The sequence below is a fragment of the Cronobacter dublinensis subsp. dublinensis LMG 23823 genome, assembly GCF_001277235.1.
GTDB lineage: Bacteria > Pseudomonadota > Gammaproteobacteria > Enterobacterales > Enterobacteriaceae > Cronobacter > Cronobacter dublinensis.
In genome coordinates this window covers 406,825-426,150 of sequence record NZ_CP012266.1, presented here as the reverse complement: position 1 = coordinate 426,150, position 19,326 = coordinate 406,825, and the positions used below count along the sequence as shown (strand labels likewise).

Below are 19,326 nucleotides of genomic sequence, written 5' to 3'. Positions count from 1 at the left end.
CGCAGGCATAAAAAAACCGGAACCTGAGTTCCGGTTTTTTTCGTTCGTCAGCGCTTACTTGTTAACGAACTCTTCGCCCAGGGCGATATCTTTTTTCAGCGTATCCAGCATGCCTTCCAGCGACTGCTGTTCATACGCGCTCAGCGCGCCAATGGATTTACGCTCTTCAATACCGTTTTTACCCAGCAGCAGCGGCTGTGAGAAGAAACGCGCGTATTCGCCGTCGCCTTCCACGTAGGCGCATTCCACTACGCCCTGCTCGCCCTGCAGCGCACGCACCAGCGACAGACCGAAACGCGCGGCCGCCTGGCCCATAGAGAGGGTCGCAGAGCCCCCGCCCGCCTTCGCTTCCACCACTTCGGTGCCCGCATTCTGGATGCGTTTGGTCAGATCAGCCACTTCCTGCTCGGTGAAGCTCACGCCCGGGATCTGGGAGAGCAGCGGCAGAATGGTCACGCCAGAGTGGCCGCCGATAACCGGCACGTCCAGCTCAGCCGGTTTTTTACCTTTCAGTTCCGCCACAAAGGTGTTGGAGCGGATGATATCAAGCGTGGTCACGCCGAACAGTTTGTTCTTGTCGTACACGCCCGCTTTTTTCAGCACTTCCGCCGCGATAGCCACCGTGGTGTTTACCGGGTTAGTGATGATGCCGATACACGCTTTCGGGCAGGTCGTCGCAACCTGCTGGATCAAGTTTTTCACGATCCCGGCGTTCACGTTGAACAGATCGGAACGGTCCATACCTGGTTTACGAGCAACGCCTGCGGAGATCAGCACCACATCTGCGCCTTGCAGCGCCGGGGTGGCGTCTTCGCCGGAGAAACCTTTTATTTTCACGTCGGTAGGGATATGACTTAAATCCACCGCCACCCCAGGGGTAACCGGTGCAATGTCATACAGAGAGAGTTCTGAACCTGAAGGCAGCTGGGTCTTGAGTAGAAGGGCAAGCGCCTGGCCGATACCGCCCGCCGCGCCGAGGACTGCAACTTTCATCCTAAACTCCTTATTATGGTTAGCAATTGTGTGCCGTTACTCCATGAGGTGGCGACCATAATCATCCTGGGAGGAAGTTATAGCACTGTTTTCGCCCGCAGTTTGCGATCGTAGCGCGCTTTAACTGAAAGCGATGTGGCCTTCTCGCCGGGTGCAGACGACGCGGTTGCCGCCGGGTCACTACCGAAGCAACATCTCAACAGGCGGTTACATTACACCCTCTTTAAGCATCAAAACAACATCATTTTGATAACATTTAGTTTACTTAAAGGCTTATTTGCGAGTCGTGACGCAGGCATGTTCCTCGATAACGTAATTTGATAAAATTCGTCTCTTTCATAACATTATTTCAGCCCGCCGCAAGGCAGACCATTTGCATAAAAATTCATCACAATGCATAATAATGTTGTTTATTGGCCTGTATACGGGTGATATATGCGTAGCTCCGCAAAACAAGAAGAATTAGTCAAAGCCTTCAAGGCGTTACTAAAAGAAGAGAAGTTCAGTTCCCAGGGCGAAATCGTCCAGGCGCTCCAGGATCAGGGTTTCGAAAACATCAACCAGTCCAAAGTCTCCCGCATGTTAACCAAGTTTGGCGCCGTGCGTACGCGCAACGCCAAAATGGAGATGGTCTACTGCCTGCCGGTTGAGCTTGGCGTGCCTACCACTTCCAGCCCGCTGAAAAACCTGGTGCTGGATATCGACTACAACGACGCCGTGGTGGTCATTCACACAAGCCCTGGCGCCGCGCAGCTTATTGCGCGCCTGCTGGATTCTCTCGGCAAGGCCGAAGGCATCCTGGGCACGATTGCGGGTGATGACACCATTTTCACCACGCCCGCGCGTGGCTTTACGGTAAAAGATCTCTACGAAGCCATTCTGGTGCTCTTCGAGCAGGAACTTTAAGTCCTGCGTTGCCGCCGGTTCTGCCGGCGGTCACGCGTTTTACTCCGCATTTCCTCTTCTTTTAATGACGCATCCAGCGTAATCCGCCTGGTTTTAACGCTAACACCCGCCGTTCGGCTTAAAAACCGCACAAATTATCAAATTGCGACAACTCGTTGATTATTAATCATATTAACTGCAAAACCGTCTTTTTATGCCTATTTTTATAACGATCGGTAATAAAAACGCGCGCTGAAGGCGAAAAGTTTCATAGGAAATCATTAGCATCGTATTAATTTTTTGGGTGATTAGTGTATACTTGATTTTGTGATGAGGGTCACACAATAAGACCCCACCAATAACAATTACGACGAGGAAAAGAACATGAAAACCACATCTACTGTAACAGCTCTGACACTTCTCTCTATGCTGTCCTTCGGCGCTTTCGCAGCCGACTCTATCAGCGCAGATCAGGCGCAGAACCGCCAGTCAATCGGCACCGTTTCCGTTGACGCTATCAGCGGCGCACCGATGGATCTCCGTCAGATGCTGAATGAAAAAGCAGAAGCGAAAGGCGCGACGGCTTATCGTGTTATCGAAGCCCGCACCGGCGATCACTGGCACGCCACTGCTGAGCTTTATAAATAAGCGTTATTACCGTCAGACACGCTAACGCGCACTACCCGTAATACCTCTCAGCGGCCCGATAAAAACCGTACGTTAACCATTAAGGCCGCTGAAGACACCTGCATGAGGAATAGATAATGAAAACCACATTGACCATCGCTGCTCTGGGCCTTGCTTCTGTACTCTCTTTCGGCGCGAGCGCCGCAGTACAACAAGTTAACGCTCAACAGGCGCAAAATCTCCAGCCGATGGGTTCCGTCTCCGTGACGCAGCTGACCGGCTCGCCGATGGATGTCCGCCAGCAGCTGGCCGCGAAAGCGGAAAAAGAAGGCGCCAGCAGCTATCGCATCACTGAACTGACTCAGGGCGATCACTGGCACGCCACGGCAGAACTGTACAAATAAACCCTCGTCGTCTTCTCCGACGACTTTTGCCCCTGCTTCGCGGGGGCCTTTTTGAGGGTTTGCAGTATGGTTATTGCCGGATATTGAAGAGGAGCTGACCTTCCAGCTCCTCTTCTGCTTCATCAAACAGCAAAATCAGCGCGCCGAAACGCCGCTTTATCTCCGCCGTCACATGCAGGAAGACAATCTCCAGCGGCAACGGCAGCTCACCTTCCGTCACCACCTTCCAGAGACTATCCAGATCCCCGACGCGTTCTGGCGTCACGCCAAACGTCGCGGCAAATGCCTGATAAAAATCATGCTGATCGGCTATGGTACTGAAATCGAAACTGTAGCTTTTCATTGTCGCCACCACGTTCATTAGGCGGCAGTGACGCCGCCCTCACGCTTATAACCCGCCCAGATGCAGCGTTTTCACTTCCATAAACTCTTCCAGCCCCAGCACGGAACCTTCGCGCCCGAGGCCGGACTCCTTGACGCCGCCGAATGGCGCAAGCTCGGTCGAGACCGCGCATTCGTTAACGCCTATCATGCCGCTTTCCAGCTGCTGCGAGACGCGGAACACGCGCTGCAAATTCTGGGTATAAAAGTACGCCGCAAGGCCATAAGGCGTGTTGTTGGCGCGCGTGATGACTTCTTCTTCGGTTTTGAAGCTGAAACAGGCGGCGAGCGGGCCGAACGTCTCTTCCTGCGCGAGTTTCATCTCTTCAGTCGCGTCAATCAGCACCGTCGGCTGCCAGAAATTGCCGCCGAGTTCATGCGCTTTGCCGCCCGTCAGCACTTTCGCGCCTTTCGCCACCGCGTCGTCCACATGCTCGCGGACTTTATCAACCGCCGACGGTTCAATCAGCGGCCCGACAATCACGCCTTCTTCCATGCCGTTGCCCACTTTCAGCGCTTTCACCGCTTCCGCCAGCTGATTCACGAAACGATCGTAGACGCCTTCCTGAATGTAGAAACGGTTAACGCTGACGCACACCTGGCCTGCGTTACGGAATTTATTGGCGATGGCGCCTTTCACCGCCGCGTCGATATCGGCATCGTCAAAGACGATATACGGCGCGTTGCCGCCAAGCTCCATCGAGACTTTTTTCATCGTTTCGGCGGCATTGCGCATTAGCGTTTTGCCCACCGCCGTGGAGCCGGTAAACGAAATTTTACGCACCTCCGGGCTCGCCATAATGGCGTCGCTGATTTCTGACGTGTTGCCTGCGACCGCATTGAGCACGCCGTCCGGCACGCCAGCCTCCTGTGCCAGCGCCAGCAGCGCGAAGGCGCTAAGCGGCGTGTTATTGGCGGGCTTAATCACGCCGGTACAGCCTGCGGCCAGCGCCGGGCCGAGTTTACGGGTCAGCATCGCCATCGGGAAGTTCCAGGGCGTGATCGCCGCCACCACGCCGACCGGTTCACGGGTCGCAAAGATCCGCGAGCCAGGCTTCGCAGGCGGAATGATTTCGCCGTTGGCGCGTTTGGCCTGCTCGGCGAACCACTGGATAAAACTCGCCGCGTACTCGACCTCGCCTTCGGCTTCTTTCAGCGGCTTGCCCTGTTCGCTCGTCATCAGCTCGCCAAGCCAGCGCTTGTTTTCAAGCATCAGCTGATACCAGCGGTAGAGAATTTCAGAACGTTCTTTCGCGGTTTTGGCACGCCAGGCGGGGAAGGCGCGGCTCGCGGCGGCGATGGCGGCCTCGGTCTCTTTTTTCCCGGCTTTCGCCACCTGGGCTATCACCTCGCCGGTCGCCGGATTGCGCACATCAAAGGTTTCCTGCGCGGTTTGCCATTTCCCGTCAACAAAATAGCCGGTCTTAAAAAACGCATGTCCTGCAAATGGTTGTGCGGTCATTGTCCCCTCCTGCACGTGAAATTCCGTGGATGGAGGTAAGTATAGACATAAAAAAACCGACGCTTTGGGCGTCGGTTTGAGGCTAGCTGTTGGTCAGCGCGTGCTGATATTTCTGCAGCATATCGGTAAGGCGCTTCACGGAATCGATAACCGACTGCGGCGCCGCCCAGACATGCAGCTTCTCCTGATAAACCGCCAGTTCATCCAGCAGCTGTCGGAACGTGGCGCGCCGTTTTTCATCGCTTGAGGCGGAAATCAGGCGATCCGCCGTGCGCCGGAGCTGACGGTGAAACGCGGAGAGATCGTCATTGACCGGCACCGGCGCATCGCGCAGGCGCTGATGCGCGATAATCAGGTTCAGCGCCAGGCGAAACTTCGCCACGTCACCGGGGAATTTACTCAGCAGCATAAAGAGCTGCTGATAGAGCGCGGGCAGATGGTTCTCTTTGCGCCGCGCCTTGTTGGTGGTGAGCGACGACACCGCCGCCGAGACAAACTGATTCAGCAGCATACGCCCGGTCTGCGCCTGGGAGTTATCGCGGATAACGAGAATGACCATCGTCGCCAGCACGCAGCCCACCAGTTGCCCCAGCGCGCTGTCGAGAAACTGGCTGAAATGAAACGTCATCGGGTTATCCAGCACCAGAATATTGATGGTGCCCGCCAGCGCGCCCATCGAGCCGAGCCGCCGTTTCTGCACTTCGATGCCGATAAAAAAGCCGAGCAGCGCCAGGCTGATGCACAGCAACAGCATACTTTGCTGCGTCGAGGGCAGCACGACCAGGAAATAGAACGCCCCGAGCGGCAGCGCCGTCAGCATGCCGTAGAGGAAATCGAGTGATACCATGCGGGGGTTTGGCAGACGCATCGCGAGCGCCGTCACGACGGCAATCATGATCATCGCCCCGCTGCCGGAGGTCCAGCCGGTCCAGAGCCAGAACAGCGTGCCCAGCAGGCAGGAGACCGTGGTGCGCCAGAAGTTAATCATGGCGTGGTGGCGCTCCGCCGAGGCGGGCTTGATAACCACTTCGTCGGTCAGCACGTCTTCTTCCACCGCGCTGATTTTCGCGTTGGTGATAACGCCGCGTTTGAGCAGCAAATAACGCGTGGCGGCGCCGACCCAGGTGTAAATCGTCACCGGGGTATCGTGCTCGCCGGTCCAGGAGAGTACGCGACGGATGAATTTCAGGCGGCGGTGCACATCGGCGGCGTTGTCCACCGGCTCGACGAACAGTTCGCGGTATTCAGGCGCTATCGACTCTGGCCGGGTATTCTGGATGAGATAGGTTTCGCAGGCCTGGGTGATTAACGTCAGCGAGAGCGTGTTCAGCGCTTTCAGCCGCCGGTTCGCCCGTCCCCAGCGCGACGACTCCATATTGAGGTTCACGCGCATGCCGTCGAGCGCCGCGGTGCGCCGCACCAGCGCGCCCCAGGCTTTATCGACCTCTTCGCTGTCGCCGTGCGCCATGCAGAGCTGCATCAGGCGGAACTGCTCTACCAGCAGCGCGTCGAGTTCGCGGTCAATCTCTTTTTTAATCGAGCGCGGCGAAAATAACAGGTCGGCGATAATCGCGCAGAAGATCCCAAGCACGATTTCACTACAGCGCTCCAGCGCGAACTGCGGCGCTAGCAGCGGCTCGGTCTGAATGGTGATGACAATAATCAGCGCCGTGTAACCCGCAAGCCCCCAGGCGTAGGAGTTTTCCACTTTCACCAGCGAAGAGACCCAGGTGCAGAAACCTGCCCAGACGCAGCAAACCGTCAGCATCACGACCGGCGCGCGGATCGTGCCGATGATAATCACCAGCGCGGCGAGACAGCCGATAAACGTGCCGATGATGCGTAGCATGCCGCGATAGCGGATAGCGCCGGACCAGGGCTCGCCGCCCGCCGCGAATGCCGGGCCCGCCGCCACGATAGCGGCGGTCAGCACCGCCCAGCGCGGCGTTTCCAGCTGAAAGTGAAACCCGACAAACAGCGCCAGCACAATCGCGGTGGCGAGTTTTATGGCAAAGCGCAGATGCCGGGGATCGATAGACAGGAAGCCCATAGCGGTTAACCGAATTCGCGCAGGCGGTGCATCAGCTTGTTAAAGGCCGATTCGTGGCTGCGGTCGCGGTCGCGCTCGCCGGTCACGACCACGGTCGCCGTGGTGCCGGAAGGGTAAAGATTACCGGGCTGTTTATCGAGGCGAATGCGCACCGGCACGCGCTGGGCCAGACGCACCCACTCGAGGTTGGAATCGACCGTCGCCATGCCTTTATCATCGCGGGTGCTGCTGGCGTTGGTGACGCCCGCCGACACGCTGTCGACGGTGCCGTGCAGCACGTTATTGCTGCCAAGCGGCGTTATCTCCACGCGGAACCCCGGACGCACGCCTTCAAGCTTGGTCTCTTCCATATACGCCTGAACGTAGAAACTGTTCTGTTTGACCAGCGCCACGGCGGTGGAGCCGCGCGTGATAAATTCGCCGGTATAGACGTTAAGGTTAGTGACCCAGCCATCCGCAGGCGCGCGGATCACGGTGCGCTGGAGGTCGAGTTTCGCCAGGTCGCGCGTCGCCTCGGCTTTCGCCAGCTGATGCAGTACGGTTTGCAGGACGTTATTGGCCTGGTCAATCTCTTCACGCGACATCGCCTGGATGCCCAGTTGGTTACGACGACCCGCCTCGCGACGTTTTTCATTCACCAGCGCCTGATAATAGGCGACATCGGCTTCCGCTTCTTCCAGCGACTTCTGGTAGCGCGGTTGGTCTATAGTGAAGAGCACCTGATCTTTCTTCACCAGTTGGTTGTCATGCACGTCGACCGACGTGATAAGCCCGGCGACGTCGGGCGCAATGGCGACCACGTCGGCGCTAAAGCGCGCATCGCGCGTCCAGGGCGACTCGGTATAAAAACTCCAGGCGCGGAAAATGGCGATGAAGGCGAGCACGACCAGCACCACGGTGATGGCTGTGCGGGTTATTTTTGTTGTTAGTACTTTCACATCAACCTCAGACAAACAAGCGCGACAGCAGATAGAACAGACAGCAATAGAGCGCCGTATTGAATAACGCCGGATGCCAGACAAAATCGTAGATCCCGGTCGGGATCAGCGCACGGCGCACCAGCCAGAAAATCGCCAGCGACAGCAGAAGCTCAAAAAAGATCGGCGGAAAGGACAGACCGAATATCACAATGACCGGAAAAAGACTCATGTTGACCTTGATTTGCGTGCAGGCGATTGATTTATAAACTATATTCCGCAACGAGTGACCAGGAATGGCCGGGCGAGAGTGCGGCGGTAGTTATATTGGAAATAATATATTAGCGTAACTGATAGTAAGTTATCTATGATATGTGATCTAAATCACTTTTAAGCCAGAGTGAATAATGGAACGACTAAAAAGAATGTCGGTGTTCGCCAAAGTGGTGGAGCTGGGCTCGTTTACCAGCGCCGCAAGGCAGCTTGAGATGAGCGTCTCCTCTATCAGCCAGACCGTCTCGAAACTGGAAGACGAGTTACAGGTCAAACTGTTAAACCGCAGCACCCGCAGTATTGGCTTAACCGAAGCGGGCCGGATCTACTATCAGGGCTGCCGACGCATGTTGCATGAGGTGCAGGAAGTCCACGAACAGTTATACGCGTTCAACAATAGTCCTATTGGCACGCTGCGCATCGGCTGTTCTTCAACCATGGCGCAAAATGTGCTGGCCAGCCTGACGGCAGGCATGCTACGCGACTATCCGGGGCTGTCGGTCAATCTGGTCACCGGTATTCCCGCGCCGGATCTGATTGCCGACGGGCTGGATGTCGTTATCCGCGTGGGCGCACTCCAGGACTCCAGCCTGTTCTCGAAACGCCTGGGTTCCATGCCGATGGTGGTCTGCGCGGCGAAGAGCTATCTCGCCCAGGCGGGTACGCCGGAAAAACCTGCCGACCTTGCCAACCATTCATGGCTTGAATATAGCGTGCGTCCTGACAACGAATTCGAGCTTATCGCCCCGGAAGGCATCTCGACCCGCCTGCTGCCGCAGGGCCGCTTTGTCACCAACGATCCGATGACGCTCTCCCGCTGGTTAAAAGCAGGCGCAGGTATCGCGTATGTACCGCTAATGTGGGTGATCGATGAGATCAATAGCGGCGAGCTGGAGATCCTCTTTCCACGCTACCAGTCCGATCCGCGGCCGGTCTACGCGCTTTACACCGAAAAGGACAAGCTGCCGCTCAAGGTGCAGGTCTGCATTAACGCGCTGAACGATTATTTCGTGAAGGTGGCGCAGGTCTATCAGGAGATGCGGGGGAGAAACGGAAAGGGAAAAGAGAGCCGCGCGTAATCTCGCCCCTCGCAGTGGAGGGGCGAACAGAAGGCTTACGCGGTACCGCCGACCGTGAGGTTATCCACTTTCAGCGTCGGCTGACCGACGCCCACCGGCAGGCTCTGACCCTCTTTGCCGCAGACGCCGACGCCGTTATCGAGCTTCACATCGTTGCCCACCATCGAAATCTGCTGCATCGCCTCGATACCGGAGCCGATAAGCGTCGCGCCCTTCACCGGCTTCGTTACTTTCCCTTTTTCAATCAGGTAGGCTTCAGAGGTCGAGAAGACGAACTTACCGGAAGTAATATCCACCTGGCCGCCGCCAAAATTCGGGGCGAAGATACCGTACTCTACAGACTCGATAATCTCCTGCGGCGTCGATTTCCCGGCCAGCATATAGGTGTTGGTCATACGCGGCATCGGCAGGTGCGCGTAAGATTCACGGCGACCATTACCGGTCGGCGCAACGCCCATCAGGCGCGCGTTAAGCTTATCCTGCATGTAGCCTTTCAGGATGCCGTTCTCGATAAGCACGTTGTACTGCCCCGGAACGCCTTCGTCATCAATCGCCAGCGAGCCGCGACGGTTGGCAAGCGTGCCGTCGTCGACAACGGTGCAGAGTTCAGAAGCGACCAACTGGCCCATCTGACCACTGAATACCGACGTGCCGCGACGGTTGAAATCGCCTTCGAGACCGTGACCGACCGCTTCGTGCAGCAACACGCCAGGCCAGCCCGCGCCCAGCACCACCGGCAGCGTACCGGCGGGCGCCGCGACGGCGCTCAGATTGACCAGCGCCATACGCACGGCTTCACGCGCCCAGGCCTCGGCACGTACTTCGCCGTCGGTATCTTCCATAAACCACTCGTAGCCAAAACGTCCGCCGCCGCCGCTGGAGCCGCGCTCGCGCTTGCCGTCGTCTTCCACCTGCACGCTAACCGAGAGACGCACCAGCGGACGCACATCCGCCGCCAGCGTGCCGTCGGTCGCAGCAACCAGAATCAGTTCATAGACGCCGGTCAGGCTCGCGCTAACTTCCTGCACGCGCTTGTCTGCCGCGCGCGCGGCGTTATCGACACGGCGTAAAATATCGAGCTTCTCTTCACGGCTCAGGCTCTGCAGCGGATCGAGCGTAGTGTAGAGCGGGGAATACTCCACGGCGCTCAGGGTCTTGATGCGCCCTTCGCCCTGCTCGCGCACGATGCTGCGCGCGGCCTGCGCGCTCTGCGTCAGCGATTCAAGGCTAATCTGGTCGGCATAGGCGAAGCCGGTCTTCTCGCCGCTGACGGCGCGCACGCCCACGCCCTGGTCGATATTGTAAGAGCCGTCTTTAATGATGCGGTCTTCTAAAACCCAGGATTCGTGATAACTGGACTGAAAATAGAGATCGCCGTAATCCAGGCGACGCTCATAAAGCTGGCCCAGGATGGAGAAGAGATCCTGATGGCTCAGGCCATTTGCAGACAGTAGCTGCTCACTTACCAGGTTCAGACTCATTGTTTGCTACTCTCATGGTCCTGCCCGCACGGGCAATGAAAAAGGTTATCAGGCGAGCTTGCGGTAATTCAGCCGCGGCGTCAAATCATTGCGCCACTTCCGCGCGCGGCTGGCGCATCACCTCATTGATTTGCGGCTTATCGACAGGCCCGGTGATGTGATAGCGCAGCACCGAGATTTTATTCCACAGCGGGCCGAGCACTTTACTGGCCGCGAACACCGCCGCGCCAACGATAGGGTTGACGGCGAACGCCGCCGCCACACCGACCGTCGCTGAAATCTCCGGCGCGACGACCGCTTCCATATCCAGCGTGCGCGCGGGCAGGTTAACGGAGCCTTTCATGGCGATATCCGCTTCCAGTCCATCCACCAGCGTATCGTCGGTATGCAGCACGCCATCTTTGATCCACGCGGTACTGCGAATCGAATCGTAATAAAAACCTTCGCCGAAGGTGTCGCTGAAGTCAAAGCGCAGCTTGCGCAGCAGCGCGTCAAAGCTTAGCAGGCGCAGGAGCTGTCCGGCGTGGCCGGTGCCGAGGTCGGCGATTTGCCCTTTGCCGAGCCGCGTATGCAGCACGCCGTTGAGCGAGGCGTCGTCCGGTTTCCACGGCGCGTCGCGCCAGTGGAGATCGTAGTCGACATTAAACGACGAGCCTTGCAGCGGGGTTTTCACGCCAAAGAAATTGGTCGCGGCGTCAAGCTGTTTGCCCTTCAGCACGCCTTTGAGCGACGTGCGCATCGCGTCGGCGCGGTTCACCCATTCACCCTGCATCGTCAGCCGCGCGAAACCGGTATCCAGCAGCCCGTTCGCAAGCGTCAGCGTATCGCCGTTAATCGTGAAATCGCCGTTGATGCGCCCATATTTCTGGCCCCACAGCCAGCATTCGGCGCAGCGCAGCGCCAGGTTCGGCCAGCCGCTGAAATCGACCGCCTGCGCTTGCTGCCCGGTTTTACCGGTAAACACGGAGGCCGCCTCGTTTTCACGTGCCGGGTTGTAATAGAGGTAATCGATCGTCGCCTGCCACGGCGCGCCGTCGCGCATCACAAGTCGCCCGTTGATTTCACGGCCCTGCGCGGAGACTTCCGTGCCGCCAGCCTGTGGTTTGGCCATCACGCTTAAATTATTCCAGCGCTGCCCGCCGAAGGTAAGCGCAGGAGTGCGCAGCGTCACCTCTTCCGGGAACAGCGTCGTGCTGCTGACCTTCTGCGCCGCGCCCTGGTTAAAGAGCGCCAGCCACTGCGCGCCGTCCATCGCGGGCAGGTTCAGCTCGACCCCGCGGTTTTCCGGCAGCGGCGGCGTGGTACGGCTGTCCGTCGCCCAGATAGCGCGGTCGAGCGTCAGCTTGCGGCCCAGCAGCCAGCGGCTGTTGAAATGGTTTGCAGAGCCCGCGTTGCCGGTGATATCGAAGCTTTTCAGGTCGCCTTTCGCGCGCACGTTGAACGGCAGCGCTTTGCCCGCGGCTTTGTCCACCGGTTCAGGTAAGTGACTGCTTACATTCTTCAGATCGCCTGCGATATCGACCTGATAATTGACGCCAGCGTGATACGGCAGCGAAATCGCCACTTTACCGCTCCAGGGAACCGAACCACTGAGCGCATCGTTAACCGGCTTCGGCAGCAGCCCAGTGCGGGTGGGCTGCCAGTCGCCGTTCATATTCACTTCAACCTGATAGGCTTTTTCTTCTTCGCGGGTAGAAAAATCGATATTGAGCGGCTGATTAAACCAGGTGGCCTGTAACGGTTCGCTCTTAAGGTTGCCGTTCACAAAGCTGAATTTGCCGTTCAGGTTATGCAGCGTACTGTTCAGCGGCTTAACGTAGAGCGCGTTGTTGCGCAGCCACACGTCGCCCTCAGCGGTGGTCATGCTGCCGTCAAGCGGGATATCAAGATGTAAGCGAGCATTCACATCGCCGTCGAGCTGGAGTTCATCGAGCGTCGCGCCCAGCGAATCCGCAAGCGGCGTGTCGTTGAAGTACGGCCCGACCGCCTTGCCCGGCCCGGCGATGTCGGCATCGATAAACAGCTTTTCCTGTGAATAGTCAGGGATCACCGCCGTCAGGTTTTTCCCGGTGACGCCGCCAAGCCCCACCTGCGGCGCCGCCATCCACAGGCCGTCGTTGCGGAAATCGAGATCGATGGCGAAATCTTTCAGCGCGGGCCAGTCCGGCTGGAACGCGTAGGTGGCGTTACGCAGCGGCACATAAACCTCAAACTGCCCGTCGTTTTGCTTATACGGAAAGTGTTGTGGATTGCCCACGTAGACCAGCGTGGCGTTGTCCACCTGGCCGCCCTGAATGGCGCCGCTCAGGTAGTCCACCAGCGCCTTGCCCATCAGGTTTTCCGGGAAGTAGCGCCAGGCCTGCTTCGCGTCACTCGTCTGAATACCGGCCAGAATCTCAAGCCACGGCGCGCCGCGCTTCGGCTGCTCATAGCGGAAATCGCCCCGCGCCCATAGCGCATTGGCCCGTACATCCAGATTTTCACCGTCCAGCGTGAAGCCGTCAGCGTTGCTGCGCCAGTCGAAGGTCGCCTCGCCGCGCGTAATCTCCAGCGGCGCGCGGAAAACGCTCTCATAGGGCATCCGGGCGTCGTTCATGGTTATCGTCGCGCGCCCGCGCTCAAGGCTGCCCGCGACCGTGCCTGAGAAATGCTCGGCCCCCGGCAGGAGTTTCCATTGCTGCCAGGAGAGATCGCGCCATTTGGCCATGAAACGAGTTTTGTCGGTGGCCTCAAGCGGAATATCAAGCGCCAGCGCGTCGATTTTCCCCTGCGGGCGCGTGCTGCCCCAGACGTCGCCGAGCGACGGCGCCAGCCGGGTCGCCAGCGGCAGAAACCCTTCGAGCCCGCTCAGTTCCAGATTGCTGGCGCGCACGCGCAGTTCGCCGCTGCGCCGCACTTTATCGCCCTCAACCGGCTGGTCGGCAAGCCACGCCAGCTTCAGCGAGCCCGCAGGCCAGGGCTTGTCATCGACGGTGATACGCGTTTGCGGGATAGCGACCTGCCAGGCGTTATCGTCATGGCTGATATGTGCGGTAAGGTTATCGACGGACAACCGGTGGCTGCGCGCGTCGCCGCGCCATGTGGTACCGCCCTGCTTCAGCCAGATGTCGCCGCCTGCGACTTCGCCGTCGCGCAGCGTCATCCAGGCTTCAAGGCTGAACTGCGCACTGGTAAGGTCGACATTGTCTTTCATCCACTGGCCCAGCCAGGGTTTAACGTCCACATCGTCGGCCTGCATCCAGACCGTGCCGCGGTTCAGCAGGCCGTTATCGTCCCGCAGATCCATACGCACCTGCATCACGCCGTGCTGGCCGGTCAGGCTGGAGAGGCTCACCTGACCTTCGGCGCGGTGACGGTTTTTCCCGTTAAGCCAGGTTAACTGCGGCACGGCGAGTTCGGCGCGCTGGCCGGAGATCGTAATAAAGCTGAGCGTGCTGTCGCGCAGATCGAAGTGATCGAACTGGCGGAAGAAGAGATCGCCCAGTTGGTTGCCTTCCAGCGGGTTGCCGCCTTCGCTCTGCTTAATGGGCGTGTTAGTCCGCACCTGGAGCTGATAAAAGGTGAGATCGCGAAACTGCCAGCGCGCATGCAGAAGGCTCTGCCAGACGTCCAGCGCGAGGGTAACGCGCCTGACCGAGAAGTGACCGCCGTCGTTGAGCTGCGCATGAATATCGCGCACGTCGAGGGTCGGTCCGAAGGTTTGCCAGGAGGCTTCGACGCGGCTTGCCTGTACCGGCACGCCGGTGGCTGCTGAGATTTTTTCCAGCAGCGCCGGGCGCCAGGCGTCGAGATGAGGCAGCACGAGCCGCAGTCCACTCACCATCAGTGCGACGATAACAATCAGCGTTGCGCCTGTGAGTAGCAAAATGCCCGGCAGTCGCCTCACCCTTCTCTCCTTGTCAGCCGCCGCGGCGGTACTTTCACTCACACAGTCGACCGCTGCGCGCTACATCATTACCACGTCGAACTGCTCCTGGTTATAGAGCGGTTCAATTTGCACCTTAACCTGTTTACCGACAAAAATCTCCACTTCGGCCAGCGCATGGGATTCATCGCTTTTCAGCGCTTCCGCCACGGCAGGCGAGGCGTAGACCAGGAAGCGGTCGGAGTCGTATGCGTGATGCACGCGCACGATTTCACGCATGATTTCATAGCAGACGGTCTCCACCGTTTTTACGGTGCCGCGGCCATGACAGGTAGGACAGTCGTTACACAGCACATGTTCAATGCTTTCGCGGGTCCGCTTACGGGTCATCTCCACCAGGCCGAGCTGTGAGAAGCCGTTGATGCCGGTTTTCACGCGATCTTTGCTCAGCGCCTGTTCCAGCGAATGCAGCACACGGCGGCGGTGATCTTCATTACTCATATCGATAAAGTCGATGATGATAATGCCGCCGAGGTTGCGCAGCCGCAGCTGACGGGCAATTGCCTGCGTCGCTTCGATGTTGGTGTTGAAAATGGTGTCGTCGAGATTGCGGTGGCCGACAAACGCGCCGGTGTTGATGTCAATCGTCGTCATCGCTTCGGTCTGATCGATAATCAGATACCCGCCCGATTTCAGCTCAACTTTACGCTCCAGCGCGCGCTGGATTTCGTTTTCAACATCATAGAGATCGAAAATTGGCTGGCGGCCGCTGTAGTGCTCAAGCTTGCTGTTCATCTCCGGCATATACTCCGCCGTAAATTCCAGCAGCATTTCGTAGGTGAGACGGGAATCGACGCGAATGCGGTCAAGCTGGGCGACGGCGAAATCGCGCAGCACGCGCTGGGCGAGCGCCAGTTCGCCGTAAAGCTGGTAGCGCGTCTGATGGCGTTTTTTACGCTCCATCACTTTGGTCCAGACGCGCTTAAGGTAGGCGGCGTCAGACGATAAATCTTCTTCGCACACCCCTTCGGCGGCGGTACGGATGATAAACCCGCCCTGCTCGTCGCAGTATTCCGCCACGATGTTTTTCAGACGCTCGCGCTCGGTTTCACTCTCAATGCGCTGCGAAACGCCGACGTGAGACGCGCCCGGCATAAATACCAGATAGCGCGACGGCAGCGTAATGTCGGTCGTAAGACGCGCACCTTTGGTGCCGAGCGGATCTTTCACCACCTGCACCATGAGATCCTGCCCCTGACGCACCAGCTCAGAGATATCGCGCACGGTGAAGTTCTTCTGTTCATCGCCCGCCACGCATTCGGTGTGCGGCATGATGTCGGAGGCGTGAAGAAACGCGGCTTTGTCGAGGCCAATATCTACAAATGCCGCCTGCATTCCAGGAAGAACGCGACTGACCCGACCTTTGTAGATATTGCCTACTATCCCGCGGCGGGCTTCGCGTTCGATATGGATTTCCTGCAAAATACCGCCATCTATATACGCCACCCGGGTTTCCGACGGGGTAACGTTAACCAACAATTCAGCCGTCATGTTGTTTTATCCCTCACGCAGTGAGTTGAATTCGCTCAGCAATTCCCAGGTTTCTACCAGCGGAAGGCCCACCACAGCGTGGTAGCTTCCTTCAATGCTTCTGACAAAACAGCCGCCCAGCCCCTGTATGCCGTAGGCGCCCGCTTTATCCATCGGCTCGCCGCTTTCGACATACGCCGCGATATCCTGCGCCGTCAGCGCTCTGAACGTCACGCGGGTAATGACCAGACGCTCGCGCACGCGCAGGCTATCGGCCAGCGCCACGGCGGTCATCACCTGATGCGTTTGCCCGGAAAGCCTTCGCAGCATTTCGGCTGCATGGGCGGCATCGCGCGGTTTTTCCAGCACATCGCCGTCGAGCACCACGATGGTATCCGCGCCGAGCACCGGGAGATCGCGCGCGGCCAGCGCCACGCCAGCGCGGGCTTTGTCGCGGGCCAGACGGGTGACATAATCCTGCGGCGCTTCCTTTTCGGCGCGCTGCTCTTCCACCCCAGGCACCAGGCGTTCAAATGAGACGCCCAGCATACCCAGCAGCTCTTGACGACGCGGCGAACCCGAGGCGAGATAAAGATCTGTCATAACTGTCCCTTATTGTACAGCAAACTGCTGGCGCACTTTGCGCATCAGCAGGAATATCCAGGGCCAGAGCACGCCGTTCACCACGCCGCTCCAGAACACTTCCGGACGAAAAGCGACATCGATAACCAGGAATTCCGCCCAGAAGACAACAATATCCGCAGCCAGCGACAACAGCATCACCACCAGCGCCTGTTGCCAGAGCGCCAGATTGCGGAATAGCTGAAATTTCAGCGCGACCAGATAGGCGATGATACTCAGTGAAAGGGCGCGAACCCCCAGCGTGGAGCCGCTGATAAGATCCAGTATGGCACCCATCACAAAACCCGTGCCGACATTTACGCGATGCGGCAGAGCGAGGATCCAGTACAGCAAAATCAGCAGCACCCAGTTTGGCCGGAACACGATGATCGCATCCGGCCAGGGCATGATCTGCAACAGCAGCGCGATTAAGAAAGAGAGCCAGATAACCCAGCGCCCCTGGCTACGGTAGCTCGCCACTACTGCCCTCCCTGCGCGGGAGGCGTGCCGCCAGACGGCGACGCGGTTGTGGACGCGGCATTCGCCGGCGCAGGCGGCCCCATCGCATCCGGCGAAGGCAACACCTGCGGCATCATCTGCATCAGACGTTCATTCGCCACGCGATGCACTTCTTCCGGCGTCATCGGGTTGGCGCCTTCGCGATCCGCGCCCCAGAGCAGCAGCAGATAGCGCAGACGTTGCAGGCCCGCGGTCGGACGCGCCTGAATGACGGTATACGCGCGCTGGGTGTCGAGCTTCACGGATGACACGACGCCTACCGGATACCCTTCCGGGAAGCGACCACCGAGGCCGGAGGTGACCAGCACATCACCGACGCGAATGTCGGTGTTGGCCGGCAGATGCTCCAGCTGTAAATCATCGGTGCAGCCGCTACCGGCCGCAATCACGCGGATGTCGTTACGCAGCACCTGGATGGGCAGCGCATGAGTGGCGTCGCAGATAAGCAGCACGCGGCTGGTGAGTTTCGCCACGGCGACGACCTGACCGACCACGCCTTTATCGCTGATAACCGGCTGGCCTTCATAAACGCCGTTAACGCTGCCTTTATCAATCACGACCTGATCGCTGTAGGGATCGTTTACGGTCGAGATCACCTGCGTGACCATTTTCTGTTCATCCTGACGCAGCGGCGAGCCGAGCAGTTCGCGCAGACGCGCGTTTTCCTGCTTGTATTGCCCAAGCATCAGAATTTCGCTGTTCTTCAGCAACAGCTCCTGACGCAGCGCCCGGTTTTCCAGCTCAAGCTGATCGCGGGACGCCAGCGTTTGCGAGACGCTGTCGAGTAATTCACGTGGACCGTTGGAGATAAAGTAGAAAGGACTGACGGCGGTATCCATGTACGTTCGGATCTGGCTGAACGTACCGAGGCGGCTGTCGGCGATGATGACACCAAGCGCCACCAGCACCGCCAGAATAAGGCGAATCTGTAGCGACGGGCCACGGCTAAAAATTGGCTTCATAGGCTATGCGTATTCCCAAACCAACAAGAAGGGCAACCTGAGTTGCCCTTTCCTGCGGCTGTTACTCTTCGCTGAACAGGTCGCCGCCGTGCATGTCGATCATTTCCAGCGCCTTGCCGCCGCCTCGGGCCACACAAGTGAGCGGATCTTCCGCCACCACGACCGGAATGCCGGTCTCTTCCATCAGCAAACGGTCAAGGTTACGCAGCAGCGCGCCGCCGCCAGTCAGAACCATACCGCGCTCGGAGATGTCGGAAGCCAGTTCCGGCGGGCACTGTTCCAGCGCAACCATAACGGCGCTGACGATGCCGGTCAGCGGTTCCTGCAGCGCTTCGAGAATTTCGTTGGAGTTCAGAGTGAAACCGCGCGGTACGCCCTCTGCCAGGTTACGGCCGCGCACTTCGATTTCGCGGACTTCGTCACCCGGATAGGCGGAGCCGATTTCATGCTTGATGCGCTCAGCGGTGGCTTCACCGATAAGCGAGCCGTAGTTACGGCGTACATAATTAATGATGGCTTCGTCAAAGCGGTCGCCGCCGATACGCACGGAGGAGGAGTACACCACGCCGTTCAGGGAGATAACCGCCACTTCGGTCGTACCGCCACCGATATCCACAACCATGGAGCCGGTCGCTTCAGACACCGGCAGGCCAGCGCCAATCGCGGCGGCCATCGGCTCTTCAATCAGGAAAACTTCGCGGGCGCCTGCGCCCTGAGCGGATTCGCGAATAGCGCGGCGTTCAACCTGGGTCGCGCCGACCGGCACGCAGACCAGCACACGCGGGCTCGGACGCATGAAGCTGTTGCTGTGCACTTGCTTGATGAAGTGCTGAAGCATTTTTTCCGTGACAAAGAAGTCGGCGATAACGCCATCTTTCATCGGGCGGATAGCGGCGATATTGCCCGGCGTACGGCCCAGCATCTGCTTCGCTTCATGACCTACGGCCGCAACGCTCTTCGGCGAGCCGGCACGATCCTGGCGAATGGCGACCACGGAAGGCTCATTCAGTACGATGCCTTGCCCTTTTACATAGATAAGGGTATTCGCGGTACCCAGGTCAATGGACAGGTCATTGGAAAACATGCCACGAAATTTTTTAAACATACTAAGGGATAATCCTGAAAGCTGGGGCGGAAAACAAAATCCGCTTACTTTACCAACCACACGAAGCAGCGACAAGGCGCAAAAAATGTTCTGCATCGGTGAAAAATAGTGCGGCTTTTTCTCCTGCTAAACCGTCGTCGCCCCGGCCTTTCCGGCTGGCGATATCGCGAGC

The 19,326-nt window shown here is 58.4% G+C and carries 17 protein-coding genes; 4 read left to right on the top strand and 13 right to left on the bottom strand.

What is annotated here, in order from left to right:
- Positions 1 to 54: 54 nt before the first annotated feature.
- A complete protein-coding gene (gene mdh, locus AFK67_RS01990) occupies positions 55 to 993 on the bottom strand; it encodes a malate dehydrogenase (RefSeq protein ID WP_007714720.1) in 939 nt (312 codons plus the stop codon).
- 435 nt (positions 994 to 1,428) lie between these two features.
- Here mdh and argR point away from each other — a divergent pair, with 435 nt between their 5' ends.
- The 3 genes from argR (at position 1,429) to yhcN (AFK67_RS01975) (ending at position 2,909) form a co-directional block, all read left to right on the top strand.
- Positions 1,429 to 1,899: a transcriptional regulator ArgR gene (gene argR / locus AFK67_RS01985; protein ID WP_004385120.1), complete on the top strand. Its 471-nt coding sequence runs from the start codon at positions 1,429 to 1,431 to the stop codon at positions 1,897 to 1,899.
- Between the two features lie 363 nt (positions 1,900 to 2,262).
- A complete protein-coding gene (gene yhcN, locus AFK67_RS01980; protein ID WP_032966689.1) occupies positions 2,263 to 2,526 on the top strand; it encodes a peroxide/acid stress response protein YhcN in 264 nt (87 codons plus the stop codon).
- Between the two features lie 116 nt (positions 2,527 to 2,642).
- Positions 2,643 to 2,909, top strand: a complete 267-nt coding sequence (yhcN, locus tag AFK67_RS01975; RefSeq protein ID WP_007714709.1) for a peroxide/acid stress response protein YhcN — start codon at positions 2,643 to 2,645, stop codon at positions 2,907 to 2,909.
- Positions 2,910 to 2,979: 70 nt separating this feature from the next.
- Here yhcN (AFK67_RS01975) and AFK67_RS01970 read toward each other — a convergent pair whose 3' ends face one another.
- The 5 genes from AFK67_RS01970 to aaeX form a co-directional block, all read right to left on the bottom strand.
- Complete coding sequence (locus tag AFK67_RS01970; RefSeq protein WP_038884919.1) at positions 2,980 to 3,252, bottom strand: barstar family protein; 273 nt, start codon at positions 3,250 to 3,252, stop codon at positions 2,980 to 2,982.
- Positions 3,253 to 3,297: 45 nt separating this feature from the next.
- On the bottom strand, positions 3,298 to 4,752 hold the full coding sequence (locus AFK67_RS01965) for an NAD-dependent succinate-semialdehyde dehydrogenase (protein WP_007714690.1): 1,455 nt from the start codon (positions 4,750 to 4,752) through the stop codon (positions 3,298 to 3,300).
- An 82-nt stretch (positions 4,753 to 4,834) separates the two neighbouring features.
- Positions 4,835 to 6,802: a p-hydroxybenzoic acid efflux pump subunit AaeB gene (gene aaeB, locus AFK67_RS01960; RefSeq protein WP_007714683.1), complete on the bottom strand. Its 1,968-nt coding sequence runs from the start codon at positions 6,800 to 6,802 to the stop codon at positions 4,835 to 4,837.
- A gap of 5 nt (positions 6,803 to 6,807) precedes the next feature.
- Positions 6,808 to 7,740 (bottom strand): p-hydroxybenzoic acid efflux pump subunit AaeA, encoded by a 933-nt coding sequence (aaeA, locus tag AFK67_RS01955; RefSeq protein WP_007714678.1) that lies wholly within the window; start codon positions 7,738 to 7,740, stop codon positions 6,808 to 6,810.
- Between the two features lie 7 nt (positions 7,741 to 7,747).
- Positions 7,748 to 7,951, bottom strand: a complete 204-nt coding sequence (gene aaeX, locus AFK67_RS01950; protein WP_004385128.1) for a p-hydroxybenzoic acid efflux pump operon protein AaeX — start codon at positions 7,949 to 7,951, stop codon at positions 7,748 to 7,750.
- A gap of 175 nt (positions 7,952 to 8,126) precedes the next feature.
- Between aaeX and aaeR the strand changes: the two genes are divergently transcribed.
- On the top strand, positions 8,127 to 9,071 hold the full coding sequence (aaeR, locus tag AFK67_RS01945) for an HTH-type transcriptional activator AaeR (RefSeq protein ID WP_023899589.1): 945 nt from the start codon (positions 8,127 to 8,129) through the stop codon (positions 9,069 to 9,071).
- A 35-nt stretch (positions 9,072 to 9,106) separates the two neighbouring features.
- On the opposite strand, the gene tldD is transcribed toward aaeR, so the two are convergent.
- From tldD to mreB, 7 genes are all read right to left on the bottom strand, one after another.
- On the bottom strand, positions 9,107 to 10,552 hold the full coding sequence (gene tldD / locus AFK67_RS01940; RefSeq protein ID WP_007714670.1) for a metalloprotease TldD: 1,446 nt from the start codon (positions 10,550 to 10,552) through the stop codon (positions 9,107 to 9,109).
- 85 nt (positions 10,553 to 10,637) lie between these two features.
- On the bottom strand, positions 10,638 to 14,438 hold the full coding sequence (gene yhdP, locus AFK67_RS01935) for an AsmA2 domain-containing protein YhdP (RefSeq protein ID WP_007714668.1): 3,801 nt from the start codon (positions 14,436 to 14,438) through the stop codon (positions 10,638 to 10,640).
- A 60-nt stretch (positions 14,439 to 14,498) separates the two neighbouring features.
- The gene (gene rng, locus AFK67_RS01930; RefSeq protein WP_007714660.1) at positions 14,499 to 15,968 is read right to left on the bottom strand and encodes a ribonuclease G; all 1,470 of its coding nucleotides are present in this window, start codon (positions 15,966 to 15,968) and stop codon (positions 14,499 to 14,501) included.
- A gap of 6 nt (positions 15,969 to 15,974) precedes the next feature.
- Positions 15,975 to 16,550, bottom strand: a complete 576-nt coding sequence (locus AFK67_RS01925) for a Maf family protein (protein WP_007714652.1) — start codon at positions 16,548 to 16,550, stop codon at positions 15,975 to 15,977.
- A 9-nt stretch (positions 16,551 to 16,559) separates the two neighbouring features.
- Positions 16,560 to 17,048 carry a rod shape-determining protein MreD gene (gene mreD / locus AFK67_RS01920; protein WP_007714640.1) on the bottom strand — a complete coding sequence of 163 codons (489 nt, stop codon included), beginning with the start codon at positions 17,046 to 17,048 and terminating at the stop codon, positions 16,560 to 16,562.
- The gene (gene mreC, locus AFK67_RS01915; protein WP_038884922.1) at positions 17,048 to 18,049 is read right to left on the bottom strand and encodes a rod shape-determining protein MreC; all 1,002 of its coding nucleotides are present in this window, start codon (positions 18,047 to 18,049) and stop codon (positions 17,048 to 17,050) included. Before mreC ends, mreD begins: the two co-directional genes overlap by 1 nt.
- A gap of 61 nt (positions 18,050 to 18,110) precedes the next feature.
- Positions 18,111 to 19,154 (bottom strand): rod shape-determining protein MreB, encoded by a 1,044-nt coding sequence (gene mreB / locus AFK67_RS01910; protein ID WP_004385136.1) that lies wholly within the window; start codon positions 19,152 to 19,154, stop codon positions 18,111 to 18,113.
- Between the last annotated feature and the right edge of the window lie 172 nt (positions 19,155 to 19,326).

Excerpts from the sequence above, each read along its gene's own strand:
- mdh (WP_007714720.1), bottom strand. The coding sequence starts at position 993 with ATGAAAGTTGCAGTCCTCGGCGCGGCGGGCGGTATCGGCCAGGCGCTT.
- argR (WP_004385120.1), top strand. The coding sequence starts at position 1,429 with ATGCGTAGCTCCGCAAAACAAGAAGAATTAGTCAAAGCCTTCAAGGCG.
- yhcN (WP_032966689.1), top strand. The coding sequence starts at position 2,263 with ATGAAAACCACATCTACTGTAACAGCTCTGACACTTCTCTCTATGCTG.
- yhcN (WP_007714709.1), top strand. The coding sequence starts at position 2,643 with ATGAAAACCACATTGACCATCGCTGCTCTGGGCCTTGCTTCTGTACTC.
- AFK67_RS01970 (WP_038884919.1), bottom strand. The coding sequence starts at position 3,252 with ATGAAAAGCTACAGTTTCGATTTCAGTACCATAGCCGATCAGCATGAT.
- AFK67_RS01965 (WP_007714690.1), bottom strand. The coding sequence starts at position 4,752 with ATGACCGCACAACCATTTGCAGGACATGCGTTTTTTAAGACCGGCTAT.
- aaeB (WP_007714683.1), bottom strand. The coding sequence starts at position 6,802 with ATGGGCTTCCTGTCTATCGATCCCCGGCATCTGCGCTTTGCCATAAAA.
- aaeX (WP_004385128.1), bottom strand. The coding sequence starts at position 7,951 with ATGAGTCTTTTTCCGGTCATTGTGATATTCGGTCTGTCCTTTCCGCCG.
- aaeR (WP_023899589.1), top strand. The coding sequence starts at position 8,127 with ATGGAACGACTAAAAAGAATGTCGGTGTTCGCCAAAGTGGTGGAGCTG.
- tldD (WP_007714670.1), bottom strand. The coding sequence starts at position 10,552 with ATGAGTCTGAACCTGGTAAGTGAGCAGCTACTGTCTGCAAATGGCCTG.
- rng (WP_007714660.1), bottom strand. The coding sequence starts at position 15,968 with ATGACGGCTGAATTGTTGGTTAACGTTACCCCGTCGGAAACCCGGGTG.
- AFK67_RS01925 (WP_007714652.1), bottom strand. The coding sequence starts at position 16,550 with ATGACAGATCTTTATCTCGCCTCGGGTTCGCCGCGTCGTCAAGAGCTG.
- mreC (WP_038884922.1), bottom strand. The coding sequence starts at position 18,049 with ATGAAGCCAATTTTTAGCCGTGGCCCGTCGCTACAGATTCGCCTTATT.
- mreB (WP_004385136.1), bottom strand. The coding sequence starts at position 19,154 with ATGTTTAAAAAATTTCGTGGCATGTTTTCCAATGACCTGTCCATTGAC.